Source organism: Inquilinus limosus MP06, assembly GCF_000767795.1.
GTDB lineage: Bacteria > Pseudomonadota > Alphaproteobacteria > DSM-16000 > Inquilinaceae > Inquilinus > Inquilinus limosus_E.
This window is the reverse complement of the sequence record NZ_JANX01000139.1, coordinates 1-12,048: the sequence shown is the minus strand read 5'-3', so window position 1 is coordinate 12,048 and position 12,048 is coordinate 1. Positions and strand designations below refer to the sequence as shown.

Annotated in this window: 23 protein-coding genes and 1 pseudogene; 23 read left to right on the top strand and 1 reads right to left on the bottom strand. The window is 67.1% G+C overall.

Features of this window, described 5'->3' with window-relative positions; genetic code table 11:
- Positions 1-342: 342 nt before the first annotated feature.
- The 23 genes from rpsJ (at position 343) to P409_RS13245 (ending at position 11,802) form a co-directional block, all read left to right on the top strand.
- Positions 343-651 (top strand): 30S ribosomal protein S10, encoded by a 309-nt coding sequence (rpsJ, locus tag P409_RS13355; RefSeq protein ID WP_026873858.1) that lies wholly within the window; start codon positions 343-345, stop codon positions 649-651.
- 10 nt (positions 652-661) lie between these two features.
- Positions 662-1,405, top strand: a complete 744-nt coding sequence (gene rplC / locus P409_RS13350) for a 50S ribosomal protein L3 (protein WP_034837024.1) — start codon at positions 662-664, stop codon at positions 1,403-1,405.
- Positions 1,406-1,407: 2 nt separating this feature from the next.
- A complete protein-coding gene (rplD, locus tag P409_RS13345; protein ID WP_034837021.1) occupies positions 1,408-2,028 on the top strand; it encodes a 50S ribosomal protein L4 in 621 nt (206 codons plus the stop codon).
- Positions 2,025-2,351 carry a 50S ribosomal protein L23 gene (locus tag P409_RS13340; protein ID WP_052120541.1) on the top strand — a complete coding sequence of 109 codons (327 nt, stop codon included), beginning with the start codon at positions 2,025-2,027 and terminating at the stop codon, positions 2,349-2,351. Before rplD ends, P409_RS13340 begins: the two co-directional genes overlap by 4 nt.
- Positions 2,352-2,355: 4 nt before the next feature.
- Positions 2,356-3,180, top strand: a complete 825-nt coding sequence (rplB, locus tag P409_RS13335; protein ID WP_034837018.1) for a 50S ribosomal protein L2 — start codon at positions 2,356-2,358, stop codon at positions 3,178-3,180.
- A 12-nt stretch (positions 3,181-3,192) separates the two neighbouring features.
- Positions 3,193-3,471, top strand: a complete 279-nt coding sequence (gene rpsS, locus P409_RS13330) for a 30S ribosomal protein S19 (protein ID WP_026873853.1) — start codon at positions 3,193-3,195, stop codon at positions 3,469-3,471.
- A gap of 3 nt (positions 3,472-3,474) precedes the next feature.
- Entirely contained in the window at positions 3,475-3,852 is a 378-nt protein-coding gene (gene rplV, locus P409_RS13325; protein WP_034837015.1) for a 50S ribosomal protein L22, read from the top strand.
- On the top strand, positions 3,852-4,610 hold the full coding sequence (gene rpsC / locus P409_RS13320; RefSeq protein WP_034837012.1) for a 30S ribosomal protein S3: 759 nt from the start codon (positions 3,852-3,854) through the stop codon (positions 4,608-4,610). Before rplV ends, rpsC begins: the two co-directional genes overlap by 1 nt.
- Positions 4,611-4,615: 5 nt before the next feature.
- Positions 4,616-5,035, top strand: a complete 420-nt coding sequence (gene rplP, locus P409_RS13315; RefSeq protein ID WP_034837008.1) for a 50S ribosomal protein L16 — start codon at positions 4,616-4,618, stop codon at positions 5,033-5,035.
- A 2-nt stretch (positions 5,036-5,037) separates the two neighbouring features.
- Positions 5,038-5,244, top strand: coding sequence for a 50S ribosomal protein L29 (gene rpmC, locus P409_RS13310; RefSeq protein ID WP_034837004.1), 207 nt, complete (start codon positions 5,038-5,040; stop codon positions 5,242-5,244).
- Between the two features lie 14 nt (positions 5,245-5,258).
- A complete protein-coding gene (gene rpsQ, locus P409_RS13305) occupies positions 5,259-5,540 on the top strand; it encodes a 30S ribosomal protein S17 (RefSeq protein ID WP_034837000.1) in 282 nt (93 codons plus the stop codon).
- Positions 5,541-5,543: 3 nt separating this feature from the next.
- Entirely contained in the window at positions 5,544-5,912 is a 369-nt protein-coding gene (rplN, locus tag P409_RS13300; RefSeq protein ID WP_026873847.1) for a 50S ribosomal protein L14, read from the top strand.
- Positions 5,909-6,229, top strand: coding sequence for a 50S ribosomal protein L24 (gene rplX, locus P409_RS13295; RefSeq protein ID WP_218823581.1), 321 nt, complete (start codon positions 5,909-5,911; stop codon positions 6,227-6,229). The genes rplN and rplX overlap by 4 nt, the downstream gene beginning before the upstream one ends.
- An 8-nt stretch (positions 6,230-6,237) precedes the next feature.
- Positions 6,238-6,777, top strand: a complete 540-nt coding sequence (gene rplE, locus P409_RS13290; protein WP_052120543.1) for a 50S ribosomal protein L5 — start codon at positions 6,238-6,240, stop codon at positions 6,775-6,777.
- Between the two features lie 18 nt (positions 6,778-6,795).
- Complete coding sequence (gene rpsN / locus P409_RS13285) at positions 6,796-7,101, top strand: 30S ribosomal protein S14 (protein ID WP_034836987.1); 306 nt, start codon at positions 6,796-6,798, stop codon at positions 7,099-7,101.
- Between the two features lie 12 nt (positions 7,102-7,113).
- Complete coding sequence (rpsH, locus tag P409_RS13280) at positions 7,114-7,512, top strand: 30S ribosomal protein S8 (RefSeq protein WP_034836984.1); 399 nt, start codon at positions 7,114-7,116, stop codon at positions 7,510-7,512.
- 11 nt (positions 7,513-7,523) lie between these two features.
- On the top strand, positions 7,524-8,057 hold the full coding sequence (gene rplF / locus P409_RS13275) for a 50S ribosomal protein L6 (protein ID WP_034836981.1): 534 nt from the start codon (positions 7,524-7,526) through the stop codon (positions 8,055-8,057).
- 11 nt (positions 8,058-8,068) lie between these two features.
- The gene (rplR, locus tag P409_RS13270; RefSeq protein ID WP_034836977.1) at positions 8,069-8,434 is read left to right on the top strand and encodes a 50S ribosomal protein L18; all 366 of its coding nucleotides are present in this window, start codon (positions 8,069-8,071) and stop codon (positions 8,432-8,434) included.
- 11 nt (positions 8,435-8,445) lie between these two features.
- Entirely contained in the window at positions 8,446-9,051 is a 606-nt protein-coding gene (gene rpsE, locus P409_RS13265) for a 30S ribosomal protein S5 (protein ID WP_034836973.1), read from the top strand.
- The gene (gene rpmD, locus P409_RS13260; protein WP_034836970.1) at positions 9,044-9,235 is read left to right on the top strand and encodes a 50S ribosomal protein L30; all 192 of its coding nucleotides are present in this window, start codon (positions 9,044-9,046) and stop codon (positions 9,233-9,235) included. The genes rpsE and rpmD overlap by 8 nt, the downstream gene beginning before the upstream one ends.
- 26 nt (positions 9,236-9,261) lie before the next feature.
- Positions 9,262-9,777, top strand: coding sequence for a 50S ribosomal protein L15 (gene rplO, locus P409_RS13255; RefSeq protein WP_034836967.1), 516 nt, complete (start codon positions 9,262-9,264; stop codon positions 9,775-9,777).
- A gap of 82 nt (positions 9,778-9,859) precedes the next feature.
- The gene (secY, locus tag P409_RS13250; RefSeq protein ID WP_034836962.1) at positions 9,860-11,212 is read left to right on the top strand and encodes a preprotein translocase subunit SecY; all 1,353 of its coding nucleotides are present in this window, start codon (positions 9,860-9,862) and stop codon (positions 11,210-11,212) included.
- Positions 11,209-11,802, top strand: a complete 594-nt coding sequence (locus P409_RS13245; protein WP_034836959.1) for an adenylate kinase — start codon at positions 11,209-11,211, stop codon at positions 11,800-11,802. The genes secY and P409_RS13245 overlap by 4 nt, the downstream gene beginning before the upstream one ends.
- A 65-nt stretch (positions 11,803-11,867) precedes the next feature.
- On the opposite strand, the pseudogene P409_RS38875 reads toward P409_RS13245, so the two are convergent.
- Positions 11,868-12,048 (bottom strand): annotated as a pseudogene (locus P409_RS38875) (LysR family transcriptional regulator); the annotation flags it as partial.

Here is a 12,048-nt window from a genome sequence, read left to right as displayed (position 1 = left end):
GATGATGGCTTGAAGGATCATGGGTCGGGGGCCTCGGCTCCCGGCCCGTGAAGGACCAAGGACCGTACCTCCGCGACCCGCCGGAAGGCGAAGCGGAAAGGGCGGCCCGGGATGAGAGAAGCGAGAGGTGCTGAGCCTTGAGCTTCGCGCATGGCGGGCCCGATCACGAAATCGTCACAACCGGGGATTCCGGGGGTGACATCGGGATCGGGTTCGGTTATGAAACGCGCCTCACCCGAGCCCCCTCGCGGCTTGGGTGAGTTTTTTTTGGACTGTTCGCGATGTGGGGGCCGGAATGAGCCGGTTTTCCACCTCTCGGCAAGAACACTCGGATACAGAACGATGGACAGTCAGAACATCCGTATCCGCCTCAAGGCGTTCGATCATCGCGTGCTCGACCAGTCGACCAGCGAGATCGTGAACACCGCGAAGCGGACCGGTGCTCGGGTGCGCGGGCCGATCCCGCTGCCGACGAACATCGAGCGCTACACCGTCAACCGCTCGCCGCATGTCGACAAGAAGTCGCGCGAGCAGTTCGAGATCCGCACCCACAAGCGTCTGCTCGACATCGTCGACCCGACGCCGCAGACCGTCGATGCTCTGATGAAGCTCGACCTCGCGGCCGGCGTCGACGTCGAGATCAAGCTCTGAGGCGGTGACGATGCGCTCCGGATTGATCGCCCAGAAGCTGGGCATGACACGAATTTTCGACGCCGAGGGCCAGCACGTCCCGGTCACGGTCCTGAAGCTCGACGGCGTCCAGGTCGTCGCGGTGAAGACCGAGGAGACCGACGGCTACACCGCGGTGCAGCTCGGTGCCGGCACGGCCAAGGTCAAGAACGTCTCCAAGGCGGTTCGCGGCCACTACGCCAAGGCCCAGGTCGAGCCGAAGAAGAAGCTGGTCGAGTTCCGCGTCAGCGCCGATGCGCTGCTGGCCGTCGGTGACGAGCTGACCGCCGACCATTTCCTGGCCGGCCAGATCGTCGACGTCACCGGCACCTCGATCGGCAAGGGCTACGCCGGCGTCATGAAGCGCTGGAACTTCGGCGGCCTGCGCGCCTCGCACGGCGTGTCCGTCTCGCACCGGTCGCATGGTTCGACCGGCCAGCGGCAGGATCCCGGCAAGGTGTTCAAGAACAAGAAGATGGCCGGCCATCTCGGCGATGAGCGGGTGACGGTGCAGAACCTCACCGTCGTCACCACCGATGTCGAGCGCGGCCTGATCATGGTCAAGGGTGCGGTCCCGGGCGCCGAGGGCGGCTGGGTGCTGATCCGTGACGCGGCCAAGCGGCCGGCACCGAAGGACGTCCCGTTCCCGGGCGCGGTCCGCAAGGCTGCCGCTGCGGCGACCGAGACGCCTGCTGCCGAGGCCCCCGCGGCTGACGCCGCCGGCCAGGAGGGCTGAGCATGAAGATCGCCGTCAAGACGTTCGACAACACCAGCGCCGGTGAGATCGATCTCGACGATTCCGTGTTCGGTCTCGAGGTCCGCACCGATCTGCTCTTCCGCATGGTGAACTGGCAGCTGGCCAAGCGCCGCTCCGGCAACCACAAGACCAAGGGCATCAGCGAGATCAGCGGCACGACCAAGAAGCCCTACAAGCAGAAGGGCACGGGTCACGCCCGCCAGGGCTCGATGCGGTCGCCGCAGTTCCGCGGCGGCGCCCGGATCTTCGGGCCGGTGGTCCGCAGCCATGCGCACGACCTGCCGAAGAAGGTCCGCAAGCTGGCCCTGCGCCACGCGCTGTCCTCCAAGGCGGCCGAAGGCAAGCTGGTGGTGGTCGACGCGGTCGTGGCCGACAGCCACAAGACCAAGGGCCTCGCCGCCAAGCTGACCGCGCTGGGGCTCGACTCCGCGCTGATCCTGGCCGGCGAGCAGATCGACACCAACTTCGCTCTCGCCGCCCGGAACCTGCCGTTCATCGACGTGCTGCCCAGCCAGGGCGCCAACGTCTACGACATCCTGCGCCGTGACACCCTCGTGCTGTCGCGCCAGGCGGTCGAGCAGCTCGAGGCTCGCCTGAAATGATCCGCTCCCGCAAGAAGAAGGCCGACACGGCCGTCACCCCGCGGATGTACGACATCATCCGCGCGCCGGTGATCACCGAGAAGGCGACGCTCGCCGCCGGCCACAACCAGGTCGTGTTCAAGGTGCCGCTCGACGCCACCAAGCCCGAGATCCGCAGCGCGGTCGAGGGCGTGTTCGGCGTCAAGGTCACCGCGGTGAACACCCTGATCGCCAAGGGCAAGACCAAGCGCTTCCGGGGCCTCCCGGGCAAGCGCTCGGACGTGAAGAAGGCCGTCGTGACGCTCGCCGAAGGGCAGCAGATCGACGTGACCACGGGGGTTTGATCCGATGGCCTTGAAGACCTTCAATCCCATCACCCCGGGCCTGCGCCAGCTGGTCCAGGTGGATCGCTCCGACCTGTGGAAGGGCAAGCCGGTCAAGACCCTGACCGAAGGCCTGACCAAGAAGGGCGGTCGCAACAACACCGGCCGGATCACCGCCTACCATCAGGGCGGCGGTCACAAGCGCACCTACCGGATCATCGACTTCAAGCGCCGCAAGCTCGGCGTGGTCGGGACCGTGGAGCGCCTGGAATACGATCCGAACCGGACCGCCTTCATCGCGCTGGTCACCTACGAGGACGGCGAGCAGGCCTACATCCTGGCGCCGCAGCGCCTGGCTGCGGGCGACAAGATCGTCTCCGGCGAGAAGGTGGACATCAAGCCGGGCAACGCCATGCCGCTGCGCAGCATGCCGGTCGGCACGATCGTCCACAATGTCGAGCTGAAGGTGGGTAAGGGCGGCCAGCTGGCCCGTTCCGCCGGCACCTACGCCCAGCTCGTCGGCCGCGACATGGGCTATGCCCAGCTGAAGCTGGCGTCGGGCGAGCTGCGCGTCGTGCGCGGCGAGTGCTTCGCCACCGTCGGCGCGGTGTCGAACCCGGACCAGTCGAACGTGTCGATCGGCAAGGCCGGCCGCAACCGCTGGCTCGGCAAGAAGCCGGTGACCCGCGGCGTCGCCATGAACCCGGTCGACCACCCGCATGGTGGTGGTGAGGGCCGGACCTCGGGCGGCCGTCATCCGGTCACCCCGTGGGGCAAGCCGACCAAGGGCCGCAAGACCCGCAGCAACAAGGCGACGGATAAGCTCATTATCCGCCGTCGCAAGAAGTAAGGGAGAGCGACGGTGGCACGCTCCGTTTGGAAGGGCCCGTTCGTCGACGGCTATCTGCTCAAGAAGGCGGACAAGTCGCGCGCGTCGGGCCGGAACGAGATCATCAAGATCTGGTCGCGTCGCTCGACCATCCTGCCGCAGTTCGTCGGCCTGACCTTCGGTGTCTACAACGGGCAGAAGTTCCTGCCGGTCGTGGTCAACGAGAACATGGTTGGCCACAAGTTCGGCGAGTTCTCGCCGACGCGGACCTACTACGGTCACGCGGCGGACAAGAAGGCGAAGAGGAAGTAAGCGATGGGACAGGAAAAGAACCCCCCTCGCCTTGCGGAGAACGAGGCGCGCGCGTTCGCCAAGACGCTGCGCACCAGCCCCCGCAAGCTGAACCTCGTCGCCCAGTCGATCCGCGGCAAGGACGCGGCCAAGGCGCTGGCCGAGCTCACCTTCTCCCGCCGTCGCATCGCCGACGACGTCAAGAAGGTGCTGCAGTCGGCGATCGCCAATGCCGAGAACAACCACCAGCTTGACGTCGACCGGCTCTACGTGGCCGAGGCCTATGTCGGGCGGCAGATCGTCATGAAGCGGTTCCACGCCCGCGCCCGCGGCCGTGCGTCCCGCATCGAGAAGCTCTGGTCGAACCTGACGGTCATCGTCCGGGAGCGGGAGACGGCGTAATGGGTCAGAAAGTCAATCCGATCGGCCTTCGGGTCGGCATCAACCGGACCTGGGACTCGCGCTGGTTCGCGACCAAGGACTATGCCGGCCTGCTGCATGCCGACCTGAGGATCCGCGAGTTCCTCGAGAAGCGCCTGGCCCAGGCGGGCATCAGCCGCATCGTCATCGAGCGGCCGGCGAAGAAGGCGCGCGTCACGGTCTACACCGCCCGTCCGGGCGTGGTGATCGGCAAGAAGGGCGCCGACATCGAGAAGCTCCGCCAGGAGCTGGCGAAGATGGCCGGCAGCGAGGTCAGCCTGAACATCGTCGAGATCCGCAAGCCGGAGATCGACGCCAAGCTGGTCGCCGAGAACATCGCCAGCCAGCTGGAGCGCCGCGTCGCCTTCCGCCGCGCCATGAAGCGCGCGGTGCAGAACGCGATGCGCCTGGGCGCCCAGGGCATCCGCATCAACTGCGGCGGCCGCCTCGGCGGCGCCGAGATCGCCCGCACCGAGTGGTACCGCGAGGGCCGGGTGCCCCTGCACACGCTGCGCGCCGATGTCGATTACGGCACGGCGACGGCGAAGACCACCTACGGCACCTGCGGCGTCAAGGTCTGGGTGTTCAAGGGCGAGATCCTCGCCCATGACCCGATGGCCCAGGACAAGCGGGCGGCCGAGGCGGCCACCGGCCCGTCCTCGGCGCGGCCGGAGCGTGGCGAGCGTCGTGACGACCGTCGTGGCCGCGATCGCGATCGCGACTCGCGCCGGGAGGGCTGAGGATCATGCTGAGTCCCAAGCGCACCAAGTACCGTAAGCAGCACAAGGGCCGGATCCACGGCGTTGCGAAGGGCGGCACCACGCTGAACTTCGGCGCCTACGGCCTGAAGGCGCAGGAGCCGGCCCGGCTGACGGCGCGGCAGATCGAGGCGGCCCGCCGCGCGATCACCCGCCACATCAAGCGCCAGGGCCGCGTCTGGATCCGGATTTTCCCGGACGTGCCGGTCTCGTCGAAGCCCGCCGAAGTCCGCATGGGCTCGGGCAAGGGCTCGCCGGAGTTCTGGGCGGCCAAGGTGAAGCCCGGCCGCGTCATGTTCGAGCTCGACGGCGTGCCCGGCGACCTGGCGAAGGAAGCCTTCGCGCTGGCCGCCGCCAAGCTGCCGATCGCCTGCAAGTTCATTGCCCGCCTTGGAGAGGAGGTCTGACCATGGATATCGAAGACGTCCGCGCCAAGACGCCGGACCAGCTGAAGGACGATCTGCTGGCGCTGAAGAAGGAGCAGTTCAACCTGCGCTTCCAGGCGGCCTCGGGGCAGCTCGAGAACACGGCGCGGGTCCGCGTCGTGCGCCGCGACATCGCGCGCATCAAGACCGTCATGGGCGAGCGCGGCAAGTCTGCCGCGCCCGCCAAGTAAGAGGATAGTGAGCCATGCCGCGGCGCGTGCTCATCGGGACGGTTGTGTCCGACAAGACTGACAAGACCGTCACGGTCCTCGTCGAACGCAACCTGATGCACCCGGTCTACAAGAAGTTCATCAAGCGGACCAAGCGGTACCTCGCCCATGACGAGGCCAACGCTTGCAAGGTCGGCGACCGCGTCTCGATCATCGAGACCCGTCCGATCAGCAAGCGGAAGTCCTGGCTCGTCCTGTCCGAGTCCGAGGCCAGCGCCCTGGGCGTGTCGGCCGACCCCGCTGTTTCGGGAGCGTAAACCATGATTCAGATGCAGACGAACCTGGACGTCGCCGACAATTCCGGCGCCCGTCGGGTGATGTGCATCAAGGTGCTGGGCGGTTCCCACCGCCGGACCGCCACCGTCGGCGACGTCATCGTCGTGTCGATCAAGGAGGCGATTCCGCGGGGCCGCGTGAAGAAGGGTGACGTGCATCGCGCCGTCATCGTTCGGACCGCGAAGGAACTGCGCCGCCCGGATGGCTCGACGATCAAGTTCGACCGCAACGCGGCCGTGCTGATCAACAAGCAGGGCGAGCCGGTCGGCACCCGCATCTTCGGGCCCGTGACGCGCGAGCTGCGGGCCAAGAAGTTCATGAAGATCATCTCGCTCGCTCCCGAGGTGCTGTGATGGCTGCGAAGATCAAGAAAGGCGACCAGGTCGTCGTCCTCGCCGGCCGTGACAAGGGCAAGAAGGGCGAGGTCATCGAGGTGCGTCCGGCCGACGAGCGTGTCGTCGTCCGCGGCGTGAACATCGTGAAGCGCCACACCCGTCAGACTGCCAAGACGCAGGGCGGGATCGTGGAGCAGGAGGCTGCGCTCCACGTCTCGAACGTGGCGCATGTCGACCCGAAGAGCGGCAAGCCGACCCGCGTCGGCTTCAAGACGCTCGAAGACGGCCGCAAGGTCCGGGTCGCCAAGGCCTCCGGCGAAGTGATTGATCGGTGAGGATGGCCATGGCTCGTCTCAAAACCCACTACGACAAGGTCGTCCGGCCGAAGCTGAAGCAGGAGTTCTCCTACAAGAACGACCTGCAGGTGCCGCGGATCGAGAAGATTGTCATCAACATGGGCGTCGGTGACGCCGTTGCCGACAGCAAGAAGATCCAGGCTGCGGTGTCCGAGCTGACGCTGATCGCCGGCCAGAAGCCGGTGACCACCAAGGCCCGGAAGTCGATCGCGACCTACAAGCTGCGCGAAGGCATGTCGATCGGCACCAAGGTCACTCTGCGCCGCGAGCGGATGTACGAGTTCCTGGACCGCCTGGTGAACATCGCCCTGCCGCGCGTCCGCGACTTCCGCGGCCTGTCGCCGAAGGCCTTCGACGGCCGGGGCAACTATGCCCTGGGCGTCAAGGAGCAGATCGTGTTCCCCGAGATCGAGTACGACAAGATCGAGACGGTGCGGGGAATGGACATCGTTATCGTGACGAGCGCGAAGACCGACGAGGAGGCGCGTGCACTCCTCAAGGCCTTCGACTTCCCGTTCGTCAGCTGAACGAGCAAGGATTAGATCATGGCCAAGAAGAGCTCGGTCGAGAAGAACAAGCGCCGCGAGAAGCTGGCGAAGGCGTTCGCCGGCCGTCGCGAGCGCCTGAAGACGGTCGCCAACGACCAGTCGCTGCCGATGGAAGACCGTTTCGCCGCCCGCCTGAAGCTGGCGGAGCTGCCGCGGAACTCCTCCCCGGTGCGCATCCACAACCGGTGCGAGCTGACCGGTCGCCCGAAGGCGTTCTACCGCCGCTTCAAGCTGAGCCGTATCGCGCTGCGCGAGCTCGCCTCGCGCGGTCAGATCCCCGGCATGGTCAAGTCGAGCTGGTAAGGAGTACGGACCATGTCGCTGAGTGATCCGTTGGGCGATCTGCTCACCCGCATCCGCAATGGCCAGCGCGTCGGCAAGGCCGTGATCGAGACTCCGGCCTCCAAGCTGCGGGCCAATGTTCTCGACGTGCTGAAGCGCGAAGGCTACATCCGCGGCTACGAGACCCATGAGGTCAAGCCGGGCTTCTCGGCCATCAAGGTCGAGCTGAAGTACGCCGAGGGCCAGCCGGCCATCAAGCGCATCGACCGCGTGTCGAAGCCGGGCCGCCGCGTCTACTCCGGCATCAAGGACCTGCCGAAGGTGTATAACGGGCTGGGCATCTCCATCCTGTCGACGCCGCGCGGCGTGATGTCCGACGTCGAGGCCCGCGCCGCCAATGTCGGCGGCGAGATCCTCGCCCGCGTGTTCTGAGGAGGCCGGCGATGTCGCGAATTGGCAAGCACGCCGTCAAGGTTCCGGCGGGGGTCCAGGCCTCCGTCCAGGGCCAGGACGTCTCGGTCAAGGGCAAGCTCGGTCAGCTCAAGCTTCTCGTCAACGACGAGATCAAGGTGTCGATGGAGGACGGTTCGATCAAGGTCGAGCCGAAGAGCCAGTCGCGCCTGGCGCAGACCATGTGGGCCACCAGCCGCACCCTGATCAACAACATGGTCGTGGGCGTCAGCGAGGGCTTCACCTCCAACCTCGAGATCAACGGCGTCGGCTACCGCGCCGCGGTCCAGGGCAAGGAGCTGGTGCTGACCCTCGGGTTCAGCCATGAGGTGCGCTATCCGATCCCCGAGGGGATCGCGATCAAGTGCGAGAAGCCGACCTCGATCTCGATCTCCGGCTTCGACAAGCAGCGCGTTGGTCAGGTGGCCGCGGAGATCCGCGGGTACAAGAAGCCCGAGCCGTTCAAGGGCAAGGGCATCAAGTACGACACCGAGACCATCCTGCGCAAAGAAGGCAAGAAGAAGTAAGGACGGCCGGGATGACCACCAAGACCAACGAGCTGCGCGAGCGCCGCAAGGAGCGTCTCCGCCACAAGCTGAGCCAGGCCCGCTATGGCCGGGTCCGCCTGTCCGTGTTCCGCTCTTCCAAGCAGATCTATGCCCAGGTCATCGACGACCAGGCCGGCAAGACCCTTGCCGCCGCCTCGTCGATCGAGAAGGACCTGCGCGGGTCGCTGAAGACCGGCGCCACCATCGAGGCCGCCGCCGCCGTCGGCAAGCTCCTGGCGGAGCGTGCCAAGGCCGCCGGGGTCGACAAGGTCGTGTTCGATCGTGGGCACTACCTGTATCACGGCCGGGTCAAGGCCCTAGCCGATGCCGCCCGTGAGGGCGGCCTGGACTTCTGAGGAGGACGCGCATGGCACGCGAAAGCAGAGACACGCGCGGTCCGCGGGATCGTGGCGACAAGCGCCCGAGCGAGCGCGAGGCTGGTGAGGAGCTGATCGAGAAGCTCGTCTCCATCAACCGCGTCGCGAAGGTGGTGAAGGGCGGCCGGCGCTTCGGCTTCGCCGCGCTGGTCGTGACCGGCGACGGCCGCGGCCGGGTCGGCTACGGCTCGGGCAAGGCCCGCGAGGTGCCGGAGGCGATCCGCAAGGCCACCGAGCAGGCCAAGCGCAGCATGATCCGCGTCCCGCTGCGCGAGGGCCGGACGCTGCATCACGACATCCTGGGTCACTTCGGCGCCGGCAAGGTCCAGCTCCGCAGCGCCACCCAGGGCACCGGCATCATCGCCGGCGGTCCGATGCGCGCGATCTTCGAGGCGCTGGGCGTCCAGGACGTCGTCGCCAAGTCGATCGGCACGTCGAACCCGCACAACATGATCAAGGCGACCTTCGAGGCGCTGCGTGCGATCGAGGGCCCGCGCGCCGTCGCCGCCCGCCGCGGCAAGCGCGTCGCCGACATCATCGGCACCCAGGGCAAGCGCGAGGGTGGCGTCGAGGTGGTGGAGGCCGCGAATGGCTGAGAAGGCGACTGTCATCGTCACCCAGATCGGCAGCCCGATCGGCCGCCGGGAAGACCAGCGCCAGACGCTGATCGGCCTCGGCCTGAACAAGCTGCATCGCACCCGCGAGCTGGAGGACACTCCGGCGGTCCGCGGGATGATCCAGAAGGTCAAGCACCTGGTGCGGGTCGAGCAGGCGGGCTGAGGCCCGTCTGTTCCTGAGGAGCAATCATGACGAAATTGAACGATCTCCGCGACAACGCTGGCGCGCGCAAGTCGCGCATCCGCGTCGGCCGCGGCATCGGCTCCGGCAAGGGCAAGACCGGCGGCCGTGGTGTCAAGGGCCAGAAGAGCCGGACCGGCGTCGCCCTCAAGGGCTTCGAAGGCGGCCAGATGCCGATCTACATGCGGTTGCCGAAGCGGGGCTTCAACAACAAGAAGTTCCGGGCGAACTACGCCGTGGTCAATCTCGGCCGTCTGCAGAAGGCGATCGAGGCCGGCCGCGTCGACGCGGCCAAGCCGGTCGACGCCGAGGCGCTGATCGCCGGCGGCCTGGTCGCCAAGTCGCTGGACGGCATCCGCCTGCTGGCCAAGGGCGAGCTCTCGGCCAAGGTCACCCTGCACGTCCACAGCGCCTCGGCGGCTGCGGTCGCGGCGGTGGAGAAGGCCGGCGGCTCGGTGGTCCAGACCGCCCCGGCCCCGGCCGAGGCCGTCGATAGTGACGCAGGGGCGTCGTCCCAGGCTTAACGCCGCCGTCCAACGCGGGTAAAACGGAGGGCGGGGACCGCGCATGTTCGCAGTCCCCGCCCTTTTTCATTCGAGGCCTTGCATGGCATCTGCTGCAGAACAGCTCGCTGCGAACCTGAACTTCGGCGCCTTCGCCAAGGCCACGGAGCTTCGCAAGCGCATCTGGTTCACCCTTGGCGCGCTGATCATCTACCGCATCGGCACCTATGTGCCGATTCCGGGCATCGATCCCCGCGTGCTGTCGGAGATCTTCACCCAGCAGGGCGGCGGCCTCCTCGGCATCCTGAACATGTTCGCCGGCGGCGCGCTGGGCCGGATGACGATCTTCGCGCTGAACATCATGCCGTACATCTCGGCCTCCATCATCATCCAGCTCCTCACGGCGGTGTCGCCGACGCTCGAGGCGCTGAAGAAGGAGGGCGAGGCCGGGCGCAAGAAGATCAACCAGTACACCCGCTACTTCACCGTGGTCCTGGCCACGGCCCAGGCCTATGCGCTGGCGGTCGGGCTCGAGAGCGTGCACGGCTCGATGGGGGCTGCGGTGGTCGATCCCGGCTGGTATTTCCGCTTCACCACGGTGGTGACCATCGTCGGCGGCACCATGTTCCTGATGTGGCTGGGCGAGCAGATCACCTCGCGCGGCGTCGGCAACGGCATTTCGCTGATCATCTTCACCGGCATCGTCGCCTCGCTGCCGCACGCCCTGGTGCAGATGCTGGAGCTGGGCCGGACGGGCGCACTGTCGCCCTTCGTCATCCTGGTGCTTCTGGTGCTGTGCGTGGCGGTGATCTTCTTCATCGTCTACATGGAGCGGGCGCAGCGCCGCCTGCTGGTGCAGTATCCGAAGCGCCAGGTCGGCAACCGCATGTTCGGCGGCGAGAGCTCGCACCTGCCGCTCAAGCTCAACACCTCGGGCGTGATCCCGCCGATCTTCGCCTCGTCGCTGCTGCTGCTGCCGGCGACGCTGATCGGCTTCGCCGGCAACCAGGCGGAAGGCGCCGGCGGCTGGGTGTCCTGGATCGCGACGCAGCTGGCACACGGCCAGCCGCTGTTCATGGCGCTCTACGCCGCGCTGATCATCTTCTTCTGCTTCTTCTACACCGCGATCGTCTTCAATCCGGAGGAGACGGCCGACAACCTGAAGAAGTATGGCGGCTTCATCCCCGGCATCCGCCCGGGCAAATCGACCGCCGACTACATCGACTACGTGCTGACCCGGATCACGGTGATCGGCGCCGCCTATCTGACGGTGGTCTGCCTGCTGCCGGAGTTCCTGACGTCCAGCTATTCGGTGCCGTTCTACTTCGGCGGCACCAGCCTGCTGATCGTGGTCACGGTCACCATGGACACGGTGGCCCAGGTCCACTCCCATCTCCTGGCCCATCAGTATGAGGGGCTGATCAAGAAGTCGAAGCTGCGGGGGAGCCGTCGATGAATTTGATCCTGTTGGGCCCGCCGGGGGCAGGGAAGGGGACCCAGGCGAAGCGGCTGGAGGATCGCTACGGGCTGAAGCAGCTCTCGACCGGCGACATGCTGCGCGCGGCGATCGCCGAAGGCACGCCGCTCGGCCGGCAGGTGAAGGAGATCCTCGATCGCGGCGACCTGGTCACCGACGAGATCATGCTCGACATGATCGCGGAGCGGATCGCCCAGCCCGACTGCGACCGCGGCTTCATCCTCGATGGCTTCCCGCGCACCGTGCGCCAGGCCGAGGGGCTGGACGAGACCCTGGCCCGGCACGGCAAGGCGCTGGAGGTGGTGATCGAGATGAAGGTCGACGAGGCGGCGCTGTTCGCCCGCGTCGCCAACCGCGCCGCCCAGTCGGCCGAGAAGCGCTCTGACGACACTGAGGAGACGCTGCGCAAGCGCCTCGGCGTCTATCGCGACCAGACCGCGCCGATCATCCCCTACTATCGCGGCAAGGGCCTGCTGAAGTCGGTCGACGGCATGGCCGACATGGACACGGTGACCCGGCAGATCGAGACCATCCTCGGCTTCCAGCCGGCGGACGCCTCGGCCTCTTGACCAGGGACGCCGGCACGACGGATCAGGGCGGCCTCCGGGCCGCCCTTTTCATGTCCGGCCCTCTTTCATGCCAGGACGGCGGCCAGGGCCCAGTCGCGGAAGGCGCGGATCTTCGGCCGGTGCCGCCCCGCCGCCGCATGCACCAGCCAATAGGCTTTGCCGCGGTCGACCGTCAGCGGGAAGGGCGTGGCCAGCCGCCCGGCGGCGAACTCCCCGGCGAAGAATTCGGGCGTGACCAGCGCCGCC